The 16,901-nt window shown below is 71.7% G+C and carries 7 protein-coding genes; 1 reads left to right on the top strand and 6 read right to left on the bottom strand.

Annotation, left to right across the window (positions count from 1 at the left end):
* Positions 1–2: 2 nt before the first annotated feature.
* The 3 genes from AC3A6R_RS15135 to AC3A6R_RS15145 all read right to left on the bottom strand — a co-directional run bounded on the left by AC3A6R_RS15135 (position 3) and on the right by AC3A6R_RS15145 (position 3,557).
* Positions 3–995, bottom strand: coding sequence for a hypothetical protein (locus AC3A6R_RS15135; protein WP_487864760.1), 993 nt, complete (start codon positions 993–995; stop codon positions 3–5).
* A gap of 82 nt (positions 996–1,077) precedes the next feature.
* Positions 1,078–2,835 (bottom strand): ATP-binding response regulator, encoded by a 1,758-nt coding sequence (locus tag AC3A6R_RS15140; protein WP_487864761.1) that lies wholly within the window; start codon positions 2,833–2,835, stop codon positions 1,078–1,080.
* 11 nt (positions 2,836–2,846) lie between these two features.
* The gene (locus tag AC3A6R_RS15145) at positions 2,847–3,557 is read right to left on the bottom strand and encodes a response regulator transcription factor (protein ID WP_487864762.1); all 711 of its coding nucleotides are present in this window, start codon (positions 3,555–3,557) and stop codon (positions 2,847–2,849) included.
* 171 nt (positions 3,558–3,728) lie between these two features.
* Between AC3A6R_RS15145 and AC3A6R_RS15150 the strand changes: the two genes are divergently transcribed.
* Positions 3,729–4,100 carry a hypothetical protein gene (locus AC3A6R_RS15150; RefSeq protein WP_487860447.1) on the top strand — a complete coding sequence of 124 codons (372 nt, stop codon included), beginning with the start codon at positions 3,729–3,731 and terminating at the stop codon, positions 4,098–4,100.
* A 39-nt stretch (positions 4,101–4,139) separates the two neighbouring features.
* Here AC3A6R_RS15150 and AC3A6R_RS15155 read toward each other — a convergent pair whose 3' ends face one another.
* The 3 genes from AC3A6R_RS15155 to AC3A6R_RS15165 all read right to left on the bottom strand — a co-directional run bounded on the left by AC3A6R_RS15155 (position 4,140) and on the right by AC3A6R_RS15165 (position 16,822).
* Positions 4,140–4,610, bottom strand: a complete 471-nt coding sequence (locus AC3A6R_RS15155) for a YbaB/EbfC family DNA-binding protein (protein ID WP_487864763.1) — start codon at positions 4,608–4,610, stop codon at positions 4,140–4,142.
* Between the two features lie 119 nt (positions 4,611–4,729).
* A complete protein-coding gene (locus tag AC3A6R_RS15160; protein ID WP_487864764.1) occupies positions 4,730–5,371 on the bottom strand; it encodes an RNA polymerase sigma factor in 642 nt (213 codons plus the stop codon).
* A 12-nt stretch (positions 5,372–5,383) separates the two neighbouring features.
* Entirely contained in the window at positions 5,384–16,822 is an 11,439-nt protein-coding gene (locus tag AC3A6R_RS15165) for a filamentous haemagglutinin family protein (protein WP_487864765.1), read from the bottom strand.
* Positions 16,823–16,901: the final 79 nt, after the last annotated feature.

Genomic DNA, 16,901 nt, shown 5'->3' on the forward strand with positions numbered 1-16,901 from the left:
GCTCAGAACCCGAAAGCGCTGCGCACGCCGCACAGCAGCCCGCTGCAGGCGGACGGCGTGACATAGAGCGTCTTGATCTCGCCGCTCGGCAGACCCAGGTCTCCGATCAGCACCGCGCCGGTCGCCCCCTGGGCGTTGGCCTGCGCGACCAGATCGTTTGCGTTCGCCGCGCTCGTCAATGCGGCGTAGCTGAAGGTGGCGGATTGCGTCGTGTCCTTTTCATAGAGGGCGCGCATGCCTTCGCTGCCGAAGATGTAGTCGCTCTTGAAGCGGAAGCCGCGCGCGCCCTGGGCTTCGAGCTGTGCCATGAATTCGGCATCGGTCGTGGCGCTGGGCAGCACTTCGACGTCGTACCTAGCGGTGCTCTGCGAGTCTTTCTGGAAGATGCGCACCGTTTCGCTGCCGACGATCAGCGAGCTGCCGAGGTGGTAGTAGCCCTCTGCGCCCTGCGCCTTGTCCTGCGCCAGCAGTCCGGCGATGGTGTTGCCGGCCGGTTCGGGCAGCACGCGGTAGCTGTAGGTCGAGCTGCTGCCGTTGTCCTTGCGGTAGATGGCGCCCCGCGTGTCGGGGCCGGCATAGCTGAAGCCGCGCGCCCCCTGCGCGTCGAGCTGCTGCTGCAGTTCGGCGGCCGTGCCCGCGTTGGGCGGAAGTTCGAAGCTGTAGGTCGTGGTGTGGCTCTTGGCGAACAACACGGAGAGGTCGTAGGTCGTCGTGCCGGTGGTGTAGATGATGCCGCTGACGTAGTTCCAGCCGTTGGCACCTTCGGCGCTCAGCTGCGAGAGGAAAGACGGGCTGGCCGGCAGGGCCTGGTAGCTGATGGTTTGCGTGGCCGGAGCGGGCGCCGGTGCTGGCGCGGGGGCCGGTGCGGGGGCTGGCGCCGGCGCAGGGGCTGGGGCCGGGACAGGCATCAGTCCGATGCCGTTGCCACCACCACCGCCGCCACCGCATGCGCTCAAAACGACGGCGGTCGCCGCGATCCACAGACTGCTTTTCATGGAGAACTTTCAGGAGAGAAATGCCCTTGCCGGGCGGGCCCGAAAGTTAAGCGGTGCGCGCTGGATTTGACAGTGCCGAAAGTCATGTTTCGGCGGTGAGCGCGCGCCGCAGCGCCGCGACGTTGACCGGTTTGAACAGCATCGGGACGCCCGCTTCGCGCGCATGCCGCAAGGGCTCTGGCGCGGTCTCGCCGGTGATGAGCAGCAGGGGCCGTTCGATGCCGAAGCGCCGGTGCAGGCGAAGGCCGACGTCGAGCCCGTTGACGCCTTCGGGAAGGCGGTAGTCGCAGATCAACAAGTCGACCTGCTGCGAAGGCACCTGGGCGCGGCTGAGTGCGGCCACGGCGGCCTGTTCGTCGCAGACCGCCACCACCTCGATGGACCAGGCGCGCAGCAGCACGGTCATGGCTTCGCGGATGTCGGCCTCGTCGTCGATCAGCAGCACGCGCCGGGGCAGGCGACCGGCCGGACGCGCGGCCAGCGCGACACGGGCGCGGGCTTCGGCCAGCGGCAGCGAGATGCGGAATCGGCTGCCGCGCCCTGGCCGCGAATGCAGTTCGACCGGATGACCGAGCAGGCGCGACAGGCGCTGCACGATCGACAGGCCGATGCCCAGGCCGCGCGCACGGTCCCGGCCCGTGTTGCCGACCTGGTAGAACTCCTCGAAGATCCGGTCGCGCTGGTCGGGTGCGATGCCCGCGCCGGTGTCCAGCACGTCGATGCGCACCGTGCGGCCGAACGCGCGCGCCGTCACCGCGACGCCACCGCGCTGGGTGTACTTGATGGCGTTGTCGATCAGGTTCGACAGCATGCGCGCCAGCAGCTGCGGATCGCTGTGCACCCAGAGGCCGCTGGCGCGCAAGCGCAACTGCAGGTTCTTCTGCTCGGCCTGCGCCGAGAACACATGGTTGAGCGACAGCAGCAATGCATCGATCTGCACGGGCTGGAATGCGGGCGTGACCACGCCGGCGTCGAGGCGCGACACGTCGAGCATGGTGTCGAGCGACTTGCCCAGCGCGTTGACCGCGCGCATCAGGCGCTCGGCGTTGCGCCCCTCGGGCCGGTTCTGGAGCGCACTCTCGAGGGCGGCGCCGAACAGAGCGACGGCGTGCAGCGGCTGGCGCAGGTCGTGGCTGGCGGTGGTGAGAAAGCGCGTCTTCTCGGCGCTCGCGCGCTCGGTGGCCGCGACCTGTTCGCTCAGGCGCGCGGCCAGTGCCTCGTTCTCGAAGCGCAGCAGCAGCGCGTCGGTCAGCTGCCGGTGCTCCCGCACACCGACACGCAGCATCAGCGCGAGGTTGATCGTGGCGAAGGCGGCAAGGAACCAGTGCACCCCGCCGCCGTGCACGATCAGTGCGCCGATGAGCCCAACCAGCATCGGCAGCGTGTGGCCGTACATCGCGGCCGTGAGCGGTCGCAGCGACTGCACGGCGCGCGCGCAGTTTCCGAGCATCACCACCATCAGCACCGCGGTCACGGCGATGTTGCCCGCGGGCACGAAGAGCCAGGGTGCCACGGCGTCGGCCAGGCCCATGAGCGTGACCGTGACCGTGATGCGCCGCACCCATTGCGGGCTGTCGGCGGCCGGCGCCGCCGGCGTCCAGCGCGGTGCGAGCGCCAGGTAGCCGTACAGCGCGAGGTGCAGGCCGACGAAGGCGATCACCGCGGGATCGCGCAGCTGCAGGTACAGGAAGCCGCCGAGCACCAGGATGAACACGACCCTGGAAATCAGCGTGGCGTTGTAGATGTAGTAGACCGAAGCGACGTGCTCGCGCAGCACGCGCTGGTCGAGCGCGTCGTCGCCGGCGTTGCCCGCACTGCGGGCGGGGAGGGGCTTGCCCACGGGCAGCGGCCTCAGCGCAGCTGGCTGATCAGTTGCGCCCGCGAACGCACGCCGAACAGCAGCAGCAAGGTCGAGACATGGTTCTTCACCGTGCCTTCGCTCAGATGGGCGAGCTGCGCGATCTCGCGGTTGGCCTTGCCTTCGAGCAGCCATTGCAGCACCTCGAGCTGCCGCGGCGAGAGTTGCTCCAGGGCCTCGGTCCGTTCGGCCGGCGGCGTGGGCGACACCGGCCCCGCTGCCGCCGCCAGCCCGATGGCGGCGCTCTGCACGTCGAGCAGGCCGCAGGCGCGGATGAAGCTCACGACCTCGTTGAGGTCGGCCGATTTGGGCAGGAAGGCGACCGCGCCGTGGTCCAGCGCGCCGCGCGACTGCGTCGTGTCGACGGTACCGGAGAGCACGACGATGCGAGCCGAGGGAAAGCGCGTGCGAAACGCGATGAGGCCCTCGAGGCCTTGCGTGTCGGGCAAGGCGAGGTCGAGCAGCACGAGCCCGATCGCGTCCTCCGCAGCCGCATAGAGGGACAGCGCGTTGGCCAGGGTGTCGGCCTCGAAGACCTCGGTGGCCGACGCCGGATCGGTGGCCTGCGACTGCACCAGCGCACGCACGCCCAGGCGAACCAGATCGTGGTCGTCGACGACCAGGATCGCGCGCGGTCGTGCCAGCGGTGAAAAGGTGTCGGCGTGCGGGGCCGCAAGGGAAGACAGGGTCGTTTCGGGTCGCATTGCTAAACATGTTAACGAAGCACCCGGCACGCGGAAGTGCCGGAAGTCATCTCTGGTGCGCGGACCTTCGCGGGCGTGTTCGCCGGACGCTACGAACAAGGGGCGCGCGGCCGTCTTTCTCCTGACTTGCACCCAGCGCACACTGCAGGGTTCCGTTCAATGGAGGCGCCCATGCGCATGGAATTCCTGCAGGGCTTTTTCCCGGCCCTCGCGCTGTGCGGCCTCTGCGCCGGCGCAGCAGCACAGGCACCCGCCAGCAACACCGACCCCGACAGCTGCGTCGAGGTCGTGGTCAACGGCGAGCGCACGCCCTCCTACGCCTGCCTCACGCAGAAGCTGAGTCCTGCAGCGCCGCAGCGCGGCACCGGCGATGCACCTCCCGGGATGGGCTCCGAAGCGATCGTGCAGCGCCCGTCCAACCAGCTCGGGCTGTTCAACCGCGCAGCGACAGGCCACCGCATGGGCAACACCTTCGGCACGTCGGTCCATCCGCAGCGCCCGCCGCCCGTGGTGCCGTCTTCGCCGCTGATGAACGGCCGCTGATGAACGGCCGCTGAGCCCGGCCGGGCCCTTGGCCTCGCCTCAGGTGTGCGACACGAGCCGCAGCGTGAGCTGCAGCACCATGGGCTGACGCATGTCGCGCGGCGGCGGTTCGGCCAAGGGCTTCGCCGTGAGCACCGCGCGCAGGTCGGTGTCGGCCTGTGCATCGCCGAGCGGGTCGAAGGCCACGCGGTCGATGCGGCCGGTCGACCCCACCCAGACGCGCACCGCGAACGGTGCGGGCGGCACGGCACGGCCCGCCTCGCGCATGCGCGACTGCATCGCGGTGTGCAGGCGCACCACGGTGTCGTCGTCCGGGTCGCTGAGCGACGACTGCAGCTGGCTGCTTGCACGCGTGGCGTAGCTCACCCAGTGTTGCGGCACCTGCTGCTGCTGCTGCTGCGGCTGGGTCTGCGCTGCCACGGCGGCGCTGGCGAGACCCAGGCCGAGCCAGCCCAGCGCGCGGCGCAGGCGGCCCCGTGGGGGCGCAGGTGTCGAAGCAGCAGCAGTCATCGCGGTCTTTCAGGAAGGAAGCCCGACGCAACGCGCGCCGCACCTGCGGCGCACGCGGTTGCGCGGACTCTCAAGGAGACGGTCCGCGCCGCACCGGACTGCGGTTTGTCACCAAAACTTCATGAAAATCCGCGCCCTGGGCGCAGCGCGCGCCTTGCCGCGCTGACGCCTGCGAGCGCCTGTTGACCGGCGTTGCCGGCGCAGTAGTCGAGCGCCTGGCGCAGCGCGGTGTCCACGCCACGCAGCGACAGCGCGTACCGGCTGGCGACCTCGTCGCGGGTCATCTCGTCGATGCGCAGCGCGACCAGCACCGAGCGATGGCGGCGCGGCAGGCGGTCGATGGCGCGCTGCACGGCCGCGAGGTCGGAGCGGGCCTCGGCGATGCGCTCGGGGCCGGGCGTGTCGTCGGCCAGGTGCTCGATCTCGCCGTCGGCGTCCGCGCTCGTGTACTGCCACGAGCGGTTGCTGCGCATGCGGTCCATGGCCGCATTGCAGGCCATGCGGTAGACGTAGGCGCTGGGGTTCTGCACCGGCGATCGCACCTCCAGGTGGCCCAGCCGCAGCCAGGCATCGTGCAGGCATTCGCTCGCCATGTCGGCGCAGCCCAGGTGGTGGACCAGCCTGCGCCGCAGCGCGTCGTAGTTGGCCGCAAGAAACGCCCGCAGCGCAAGGCGGCGCTGCGCCTCGTCGAGCGGCTCGTTGGCCGCTTCGTCGGCCGCGGGCGATGGCTGCTGCAGTTCGCAAAGGGCAATCGATGCCATGGCGTGAACCTCTCAGCGGTCCTGCCGCAGGCGGCGAAGCTCGTCGCTGCTCAGCTCGGCCCAGTGCGCGGGGTCGATGTTCGGGCCCATGCCCACCACCTGCACCGGGCTGCGCGCGTCGTAGTTGCTGGCCGATGCACCCGCTGGCAGCCCGCGCGCAGGCGGCGAGGCGTCGGCGCCGCCGGATGCCGGCTCGTTGCCGAAGCCGAGCACGCGCACCGTGAAGACCGAGGGCAGCGCCTGGCGCGCGGCCGCGCGTTCGCGCTGCACCACGTCCTGCGCCGCGGCCGTGGCTTGCGCTGCCGCAGCGCTCGCATTGGTGAGCGCGCCGATGTTCACCGCCGCGATCACCGGCAGGCCCTTGGTCTCGCCCTTGACCTGGATGTTGTCTGCGTTGAGCACCTGCAGCGCCGCGATGTTGAGGTTGCCCGCCACGCGCAGGCCCGCATCGCCCGCGTTCACCGTGCCGCCCGGCGCGACCAGGTCCACGTCGCCGTCGCCCACGGTGCCGATGCCGCTGCCGCTCATGTCCGATTTCTCGCGGACCACGGTCGTGCCGTCGAGGTCGGTCGCCACTTCGGGTGCCGAGGGCACGCGCAGCGTCTTCGAGCCGCGGCCCGCATCGATGTCGCCGATGGTGGACCAGATGATCTGGTCGCTGCCCTCCTGCGTCACCTCGGGCACGAACGACAGGATGCGCGACTGGTTCACGGTGACGTCGTCCCGCGCGAAGATGTCGATGTGCCCCGAAGCCAGCGTGACCAGGCCGTAGCCGGCCGGCACCGTGGCGCCGAGCGCGGCCACCTGCAGGCCGCCGCCGGGCGTGAGCACGTTGATGTCGCCGCCGGCCTGGGTGCGCAGCATCAGGGTGTTCGCCGCCACGTCGCCCTTCCAGCTGTCGCCCGGGAACAGCGTCTTGATGGCTGCATGGCCGCGGTTGTAGCCGCCGTTGCGCGGCAGGCCGCCAGTGCCCGGCTCGTTCTGGTCGCGCCCCGCTTCGCGCAGTTCGAGCAGGTAGACCTGCCGCAGAAACTGCTGCTGCGCGAGCTGCGGCAATTGCTGGAAGCGCGCCCACGCGTCCAGCGGCGCGAGCGTCTCGCCGGTCATGGTCTTCATGTACGACACGAGGCCGCGCCGCACGGTCTTCTCCTGGCCGCCCGCGCGCACTTCGAGCTGGTCGACCAGGTGCAGCGGCAGCACCGTGCCGTCTTCGGTGCGGGTCTTCAGGTAGTCGGGCATCGAGGCGACGGCCGCCGGGTCGAGGTAGGCGCGGGCCATCGCGTCGTAGCCGACCGCACTGTTCAGCCCGGCCATCGCGGTGATCGCGGCGCCCTGCTCGGGCAGGCCGTTGACCTGCGTGTCGGGCATCGCGCGGTTGTTCGCGTCGTAGCGCTGGTTGCCCAGCGTCTGGACCTGCAGGTTGTCGGCGTACAGGTCGCGGCCGGCGGCCAGCACCAGCGTGCCGGGGCCCTGCATCTCGATGTTGCCGGTCAGGCCCTGGCCGATCTGGCTGTCGGTGTTGAGCGCCGCCACGCGCTCCACCGCGAGGATGTCGTTGCCCGCCTCCAGCAGCGTGACGTCGGAGGCGCGCAGGTTGCGCCCCGCCACGCGAACGCCGCGGATGTCGGTGCCCGCGCGCACCCAGGTCTGCTCGTTGGCCCTCAGGTCCAGCCCGATGATCGAGCCCTGCGAGGCATAGATGCGGCTGGGCTCGAAGTCGTTGGCGAGCGGCAGCACGTCGGGGTTCCCGACTTCGCCCAGGTACGGGTCCCGGATGTAGGAGGCGCCCGGCCAGTTGATCATGTTCTCGAGCAGGCGGTCCAGGTCGACCTGGTTGAACGGCGAGTTCGAGCCCCCCGGCAGAAAGCCGGACGGCATCATCGCGGGCGTGGCGTAGGCCATGGCGAGCTGGCCGCGGTCGAAGCGGATGTCGTTCTTCGCCACCAGGGTGACGTCGTTCGTGGTGCCCGGCAGCACGTGCAGCGGCCCTTCGATGCTGAGGCCGCCGTTCAGGGCGGCCGCCGAGAGCCGCGCCGGATACCGGTTGCCGCCGAAGCCGACGAGCGTATCGGTGTCGAAAGGGTTGAGCCGCAGGTCGCGGAAGATGAAGGTCGCGCGGTTCACGAAGGTGATGTCGCCGCCGGTCGACACCAGCTTGAGCGCGCTGCGGTCGGTGTAGCCGCTCATGTAGGCGCCGTAGTTCAGCAGCTGGCCGTCGTTGCGCAGGCCTTCGCCGTAGGTCACGAGCAGCGGGTCGATCACCGACTGCAGGCGCAGGTCGCCCGCGGTGCGCAGGCTCAGCGTGGCGTCGCCGAGCGCGAGCACCGGCGCCACGGTGTAGTCGGTGGTGGTGGTGCCGCCGTTGCTGTCGTCGCGGGTCAGCACCACGGTCCGGCCGACCGCCGTCTCGCCGGCGCGGATGTCGCCCGCACCGCGCGCCACGTAGTACTGGCCGCCGCGGATCGCGCCGCCGGCAGTCACCGTCATGGCACCGCCGTTGCGTACTTCCATCGCCATCGCTTCGCTCGCGGAGCGGCCGCCGCGCATGCGCATGTGGGTCGGCAGCGCGACCAGCAGGTTGCGCAGGTCGCCGCCCGCATCGACGCTGACGTTGCCGCCGCCCAGCGCGCCCACGCCCTGCTGGAACTGCCCATGGTTGACCCACCAGCTCGATTGCTCCGGCGCATGCTGGATCAGGCCGTAGCTGCCGTCGGGCAGCACGCCGTACTCGTTGTTGGTGTAGACGCCGAAGTAGCGCTCTTCGTTGAGGTTGCCCTGGCGGTTGAGCCACTCGGTGAAATGCTGGTCCGACGGCGCGGCCTCGATGCTGCCCTGCGCGCCTATGGCGAGGTTGCCGCCCTCGACGCCGTAGCGCGCGTTCGGGTTGGCGGTGGTGAAGTCGCTCCACGCGGTGGTGTCGCGGCGTCCGGCGGTGTAGACCACCGATTCCTTGTGCGCCAGCACGAGGTCGCGGCCCGCGCGCACGTCGAGGTCGCCGGTGCCGGTGCGGACCTGCTTGCCCGCGCCGTTGTCGGGCGCCGGCTCGCCCTCGGACGGCACCGCCGTGTTGGCCGTGCCAACCACGATCGATCCCTTGCCCGCGGCCTGCGCCGCCAGCGGCTTGAGCGCCAGCGCGTCGGCCGAGCCGAGTTCGCCGCCCGCCACCAGCCGCAGGTTCCACGACGCGCCGGCCTGCAGCAGGCCGCTGCGGTCCGCGGCATCGAAGCCGTCGCTCAGGTGGCCGTGGATGGCCAGGTTGCCGCCCGCGCGCAGGGTCAGCGTGCCTTCACGCGCGCCGGCGAAATCGCTGTAGAGGTTCCAGTCGCCGTTCAGCGCCAGGTCGCCGGCACTGCGGATCTCGATGCCCGGCATCACGGCGAGGCCGGTGCCCAGGCGCGCGGCTACCGCGGCCGATGCGGCACGGAAGCGGCCGGCATCCGCGATCGCGTCGGCCTTGACCGAGTCGACCGTGGCGCCGTCGTAGTCCTCCACGTCGTAGACGCTCACGCCTTCGAGCACCGCCGAGCGTGCGCCGGCCACGGTGGCACGCAGCGCGGCGACGGCGAGGTCGTCGTGCGCAGCGTTCTGCTGCGCCCGCAAGCGCACCTTGCCGCCTTCGTTGCCGGCCACGTCGATCAGGCCGCCCTGCAGGTCGAGCTGCCCGCCCGCCGCTTCGAGCGTGACGCGGCCGTTGCCCAGGCTGCCGGTGGCGCCGGCCAGAAGCCGTGCGCCGGCCTGCATCGCCACGCCGTTGCCGCCGGTGATGCGGATGGCGCCGCCATAGGCCGAGCGCGCATCCACCGTGCCGGCAATGTCGATGCTGCCGCGGTCGGCCGTCAGGCCGAAGTCCTCGACCGTGGTCAACCCGCCCAGCACCACGTCGCCCTGGCGGATGCGGAACTGGCGCGACCGGTTGAAGCCGGCCTCGTTCAGCCGCTGGCTGAAGCCGGCGAAGTCGGGCAGCGCCTCGATGTCGAGCGCGAAGCTACCGGCCCGGCCCCCATTGGCACCGGCCTGCGCCGCGATCCGTCCGTCGAGCACGACCGTTCCGCCGCCCGACGCGGCGAGGCTCAGGGTGCCGGCGTCGCCGCCGCCCGGGTGCGCCGCCAGGTTCAGTTGCCCGCCCGCGTCGAGCCGCACGTCGCCGCCCATCGCCGACAGGTTGATGCGGCCCGCGTCGGCGTATTCGCTCACGTCGAAGAACTGCTTCGCGAAGCCGCCCACGTCGATCAGCGCGCCGTCGGCCACGACCAGGCTGCCACCGGTCGCGGTCATGTCGATGTTGCCGCCCAGCGCCACGGCCCGGCCGCCGAAGACGATGCTGCGGCCGGTGAGGCCGAGGCGCAGGCCCAGGCTGTCCTGCAGGCCGACCGATGGAGACGCGCTCCCCGGGGATGCGAGCACCTGCAGCGCGCCGCCGGTGGCAATGGTCTGCACCGCGCCGCCGCGGCCGGTGAGCAGCGGCGTGTTGAGCGTGAGCGGTGCGGCGCCGGTGTCGATGCCGCCCGCGCCCTCGCCGACGATGCCTTCGCGGCCCGTGAGCGTCACGCTGCCGAAGCCCGAGAAGCTCTTCTGTCCGGCGCCCAGCACCAGCGTGGCCGCGTCCAATGTGAAGCCGCCTGCGCCGGTGCCGCCCCCGGCCGTGGCACCGCCACCGCTGTTGGCGAGCGCGATGCCCTCGCCCCGGATCACCACGTCGCCCGCGCCGCGGCCGACGAATGCGGCGCCGTCGAGCGTCAGCGCTTTCAGGCCGGCCGCGCCCAGGTCGAGTGAGCCGTAGAAGTCGAAGTCCGAGTAGCTGCGCAGCGTCAGCCGCGTCGAGCGCGACAGCTGCGCGAGCGCGCCGCTGTCGAGCACCATGCCCTCGGTGCCGCCGCCGAAGCCGATGCGGCCCGCCGCCACCGACAAGTCGGCGCCTGCGATCTGCGCCGAGGCGGCCAGTTCGGTGGTGCGCGTGGCGTCGATCAGCAAGGCGTTACCGCCGTCGACCACGGCGCCCGCGCCGATGGTGACCAGCCCACCGCGCGCGGTGTCCACGCCCTCGCGGATGACCTTGACCGCGTCGCCGGTCGCCACGCGCACCAGCGCGCCCCAGTCACGGGCCGGCGTCGTGAGCACATCGTCGACGGCGTCCCTGGCGTCGATCACGCCGTCGTTGTTGTCGTCTGGCTGCCCGTCGGGGTCGGTGTAGACCGCCGCGACCTGGGGCTTGACGACCAGGCTGCCGGTGCCGCCGGTGCCGCGGCCTCGTGCGCTGACGCGGCTGCCTGCATCGATGGCCACCTGCTCGCTGGCCGCCAGGATGACTTCGGGGCCGAACAGTTCGGAGCCCTCGTCGTTGCGCACCACGATGTCGGTCGCGGTCACGTCCAGTTCGAGGCCGAGCGCATTGCCCTGGCGCTTGCCGCCCACCAGCAGGCTGCCGGCGCCGAAGTTCGACAGGCTCGCCGAATCGATGACAAGGTAGCCGTCGGCCTGCAGGTCGGTGCCGTCCTGCCCGCGGCCGACGATGGCGATCTTCTTGCCCGCGATGTCCACCAGCCCGCCGCGCCCGCCCGCCTCGGGGGCCGAGCGCAGCGTGCCGTCGAGCACGAGCCGACGGCCCGCGTCGAAAACGACCGCGCCGCCGTCGCGCGGCAGCCGCGGCGTGACCACGTCCTGGCCCGTCAGGCGATATTGCGTGAGCTTGAAGGCCTCGGACGAGAAGAAGTCGTTGGCCGTGGCCTCGTTGTATTCGGTGTAGCGGCGCAGCGTGCCGCCGGGCATCACGCGCCAGGCCGTGGCCTGCGCGTCCTGGCTGCCGCCGTAGGCGTTGCCGGCGCGGCCCTGCATGACCAGGCTGCCGTCCGGCGCGCGGGTGGCGGGCGCGGGCGCGCCGCCCCATGCCTTGCCCGTGGCCTGCACCGCGAAGGCGCCGGGCAGCAGCGCGAAGCGCGCGGGCAGCAGGTTGTACCAACCCGCTGCCAGGCCCGGCCCGCCGGCCAGCCAGACGCGCTGGCCGGCCGGTGCGCCACCGGCCGGCGCCGCGCCCGCCTGTCCGGGCAGGATCGCGTACATGCCGGGCACGTTCAGCACGTCGTGCGAGCCGCCGGGACCGGGCACGAACTCCGAGGCATGCAGCTCGCCGCCGCCGGCGATGTCGACCACCGCGCCCGGCGCCAGCGCCACGTCGGGCGACTTCAGCGTGATGCGCTTTTCGGGCGGCGCCACCAGCGAGCCGCTCGAAGGATTGGCCGGGTCCACGGGCTTCGACGGGTCTTGCCAGTGCTCGTTGTTGGACAGCGTGCCGTAGGGCACGGCCAGGCCGGCACCCGACACCGAGGTGAGGCTGCCCGCACCCAGCGCGAGGCGCTCGCCCGCCGCCAGCTCGATCTGGCCGAACGGTGCGCGCAGCACGCCGTTCTGCGCGATCACCGGCGCTTCGAGGCGCAGGCTGCCGCCGGCCGAGAGCGGTGCGCCGCCCGCATCGCCGAGGCGCTCGACGGTGATCGAATCGCCGGCGCGGATGATGCCGGTCATGGCGGTCGCCGGGTAAATCTGGCCGGCGTTGAGCTGCAGCTGGCCGTCCACGTCCAGGTTGACCTGGAGCCGCGTCTCCTCGCCGAACTGCGCGGGCAGCGCGCCGCCCAGGCGGATCTCGCCGGCCTCGAGCACCGTGCGGCCGAAGCCGGTGATGCGGACGGCACCCGACTGGAATCCGCTCGGGTCGTCGGGCGAGGCGATGTCGATCAGCGCGCCGGCGACGCTCAGCTGGCCCGTCGCGCCGGGCGCTTGCGGTGCGGGCACGGCCGCGGTATCGGGCGTGGTCGCCAGCAGGATGTGCGGCGCGCGCAGCGACGACGACGAGGCCGCATGCCCGACGATCGGCCCCTGCAGCGAGATCGAGCGGCCCAGCGCGAGGTGCGCGTTGTCGAGGCGGATGGCGCCTTGCGGGGCAGTCACCAGCGCGAGGTCGGCGAAGCCGCCGTCCCTGAACGCCTGCGGACGCAGCGTGAGCGCGAACTGCTGGCCCGGCTGCTGGAGCGCGTCGCGCAGCAGCTCGCCCCCGAACAGCGTGTCGCGAAAGCTGTCCAGCGTCTGGGCCGAGAGGCCGAACGCCGCCGGGTCGAGCGGGCCGGGCACGCCCGGCGCTGCCAGGCCGTCGGACAGCACCAGTTCCTTCTTGTCCGCCAGGTGCGCGAGCAGCGTGGACGGCAGCACCATCGGGCCGGCGATGTCGTAGCCCCAGCTGCGCAGGCCGGGCGCCCAGTCGAAGTCCAGGCCCTGCTTCCAGTCGCTGCAGTTGCCGTCGACGAAGAAGCCGTAGCAGTCCGGGTCCGGCAGCGAGCGCTCCAGCTGCTCCAGCGGCGAGCCGTTCGGGCCCGAGGCCGCCATCATGTTCACGCGGATGCGGCCGCCGACACCACCGGGGCCGCCCGCCGCGCCGCGCATCGTGCTTTCGACCAGGCCCTTGCCGGTGATCTGGATCAGACCGCCGTTGCTGTCGAGCGTGATCGGCGGCACGCTGCGCGGCAGCCGCGTGCCGCTGGTGCCGGTGTCGGGCACGCCGTCGATGGTGCCGGTCGCGCCCGAGACGTCGATCAGCGCGTCCTTCTCGAGCGTGAGCTCGCCCGCCCGGATCTCCACCGTGCCGCCGTCGCGCACCTCGCCCACGCGGCGGCCGGTGCTGTCGGCGTGGATCAGCGCCGCGCCGCGCGCCAGCAGTTCTCCGCCGGCCTCGAGCGTGAGCTCCGCGCCCGACAGCACGATGCGCCCTGCCGGTGCGTCGAGCCGGCCAGCGACGGTCAACGCGCCCAGCTCGCCACCGGCCTCCAGTGCCAGGGCGCCGCCGGTGTCGGGGCGCACCGTTGCGCCGCGCGCCACCCGGATCGGGCCGTTCTCGGTGCCGAGCGACAGCGATGCGGGCGTGCGCGCCGCACGCTCTTCGGGCCGCAGCACGCCCAGCGGCGCCACGTCGGCCAGCATCCGGCCGCTCGGCAGGTCGCGCCAGGCGAAGCCGCTCAGGTCGATGTTCGTGGCCTGCTGCGAGACCGTGACGCCTTCGGGCACCTCGATGCCGTGGCCTTCGCCGCGCGCGGCGATGGTGACCCGTCCGAAGCCGCGCTCGCCGAAGAGCGTGGCCGGCAGCAGGGTGACGGCGGCTGCCGCATCGTCACCGGTGGATGGGTCGGTCGGTGCGCTGTTCAATGCACCGCCGATCTGCACCGCCGAGGCGGTCTCGATCGACAGGCTGCCCGCCGCGCCGGCCGCATGGGCGCGCAGGTTCAGCGCACCCAGGTCGAGCTCGGGCGTCACGCCGGTCAGCGCGATCGAACCCGCATCGCCGACGCGCAGCGAGGGCAGGCCCTTCTTGCCGAGGTCGGCGCGCCCGCCGCCCGAGACGTCGAACACGGCGTCGCGGTGGGCCGAGATCTCTCCGACGTTCAGCGTGATCGCGCCGCCGTCCACCGCCCAGGCGCCGCGCGGTGCGCCGTCCCGCCAGGCGTTGATCCATTGGCCGCTGGCATCGATCCGGCCGTGCTCGCCCACTTCGAGCATGCCGTTGACCGAGGTGAGCGAAATCCGCCCGCCCGCGGCGCGGATTGGCCCATGGATGCGGATGTCGTTCGTCGAGCCTTCGGTGCCGGCCACGAAGAGCGATGCGCCCGGCGACAGGTCGAGCGCGGCACCCTCGGCGAGTTCGAAGTCGCCGTTGATGTTGTTGAGCACGATCGTGCCCATGCCCGAGTCGCTGAGCATGCGGTCCGACAGGAAGGTCAGCTTGGGCGACTTCGGTTCGTCGGGCACGAGCGGCAGGTAGAAGTCTTCGCCGAGCGTGGCCTTCGCGTCGAAGCCGGGCGCGAGGCGCTTCGGGTCGTGTGTGACGATGATGGTGCCCGGCGACCACGGCCGGCCGTCGGGCGTGTTCTCGCCCAGCTCGAGCCGGCCGCCCTGGTTGGCGGCCGGTTTCTGCGCCTGGCGGTCGCCCACCACCACGCCGCCGAGCATGTCGCCCTCGAGCACCATCGCGTCGCCCGCGAGGATACTCACGCTGCCGGCCTTGCGCCCTTCGGTGTAGCCGGCCTCCTTGTGGTTGGCGCCGATGAGCGGCGTGCGCCAGGTGTTCTTCACGCCCCAGCGCGCATGCGCGTTCGTGAACTCGCCCGCGATGCCGATGTAGTCGGTCTCGGGCATGGCCCGGTCCATCGTGTGCACGCGGCCGTCGGCGCCCATGAGCTTGGTCGCGGTATTCATGCCGTCGGTGTAGCGCACCGATCCGCCCGACACGTCGAGCATCGATCCCGCGCGCGTGATCACCGCGCCGCCCGCGCGCAGCTCGATGCTGCCCGCGTCGGCCGACAGCTCGCGCAGGTCGGTCTTGCCCACGCCGACCCAGCCCGTCACGTCGGCCAGCGGCGTGCCGGTCCAGGCGCCGGGAATGTAGGTCGTGCCGTCGGGGCCGAGCACCCATTGCACGCCCGTCATCGGGCCGTCGCGGAACACGCCGGCCATGCGGCGGTCGACGATCACCTTCTTTCCGCGCAGCCACGAGTCGAGCAGCAGCGGCGAATCACGCAGTTCGTTGATGCGCAGCTCGGCCTCGATGAAGTTGCGCGACATGTCCACGCGCATGTCCTGCAGGCCGGCCACGCTCAGGAAGGCGTCGCTGTCCAGGTAGATGCGGCTCGCGTCGCCGCGGCTGCCCGGCTTGAGATACGGGAGCAGCGTGAAGATCGGATTGGCCGCCGAGTCGGCCCTGATCGTTCCCGCCGGCACCAGCACGCCGGCGTTGGCCTGCACGTCGATCAGCTGCCCGAAGAGGCTCACGCGGCCGGGCTGGTAGCGCGTGGCGAGCGCGGAGGCCTCGATCTCGCTGGTGTCGGAGGCGTCGGGCAAGACCTGCGCGATACTGCCCGCGCCGAGGGTCAGCGTGCCGGCCGACCAGTTGATCAGGTCGTTCACGCCGTCCGCGTACATGTGGGAGCCCTGCCCCCAGGCGCGCAGCAGGATCGAGCCGTTGCGGTTGTTCAGTGCGCTGGTCGAGGCCAGCACACCCGACTGCCGCACGTCCTGCGCCTGCAGCGTGATGTTGCCGCGGTCGGCCTGCACCGTGCCGCTGTTGACCACCTCGTAGCCGACAGACTTGGCGCGTGCGGCCATCTCGGGCAGCACCACGTCGCGCAGGCCGAAGACGAAGTGCGCGTCGGAATAGACCTGCGCCAGCCCCAGTGCGCCCAGGATCTGCCCGCCGCCGAAAGCCCAGCCGGGCACCGCCGAGGCGGCCACATCGAGGCCGCGCGGCGCGTTCGGGTCCTGCACGGACGCGGTCTTCAAGAAGACGTTCTCGCCGGCCGCGAGGATGACCTGGCCGTCGGGCGCGGCGATGTGCCCCGCATTGCGCACCTTGGGCGCGAACAGCATGACCTTGCCGCCCGCGGCCGCCGCAAGGCGCGCGCCGGCTTCGACCGTGACCGCGCCCGGCGCGGCGCCGGGATCGAAGCGGTCCACGCCGCCCATGCGGTCGGGCGTGCCGCCGCTGCCGGGCTTGAAGCCCGAGTCGCCATAGATCTCGGGCCGCATGGATGTGAATTCGCCGAACTGCGGAATGGCGAAGTCGTTGCCCTGGTTGGCAAGCACCTGCGGGTTGTTGATGCCCAGGTTGAACTGCTTGTCCGACAGCGCCAGGCTGGAGGCGACCAGCGTGCGCGTGTTCACCTGGCTGCCGCCGCCGAACACGATGCCGTTGCGGTTGACCAGGTACACCGCGCCGTCGGCCTGGATCTGCCCCGCGATCCGGCTCGGCTTGCCGCTCGGGTCGTTGATGCGGTTCAGCGCGATCCATGCGTTGGTGCCGTCGGGCTTGGCGCCGCCCTTCTGGTCGAAGCGCACGGTGGTGTTCTGGCCGACGTTGAAGCGCTCCCAGTTCAGGATCGCCTTCTCGTCGGTCTGCTCGATGCCCACCACGGTGCGGCCGCCGGCCACCGTCTGCACCGGTGCGCGGGCATTGAGCCAGCCGGCGGTGAGGCTGTTGGTGTCGACCTTCAGGCCGCCGTCGGCCAGGCCGTCGGGAATGTCCGAGCCGGCGTTCGTTGCGGCGTCGCGCGCGGCGGCCTGCGCGGCCTGCTGCGCGGCAATGGAACGCGCGGCCAGGTTCAGGTTGCCGATGGAGCGCTGCAACTGCTCGTCGGCTTTGCGCTGTGCCTGCGGGTCGGTCAGCATCGATGCCGGCATGCCGTTGGGCAGGCGGCCCGTGGCCGTTGCGGTGCTTTGCGCCGCATTCTTGCCGGCGAACCACGCGCCGCTGAATGCCCGCTGCGCCTGGGCATCGGCGAGCGCACCGTTGGCGACCACCACGATGGCAATCGCACGCGCCACCGGCGCCATGCGAAAGCGCCCACCGCGCGGGATGTGCGGCGCAGGCGCCGCGTGGATCGGTGTCGTTGCTGCGCCCTGGGGTCCGCGTGTGGTCATGGGTCGTTTCCGCCGGAAAGTTGAGTCGATGCACATCGACGAACGGGCACCCCATCTCCCGCAACTTATTTCTCCCGCA

Source organism: Variovorax sp. Soil_C_19 (genome assembly GCF_057657255.1).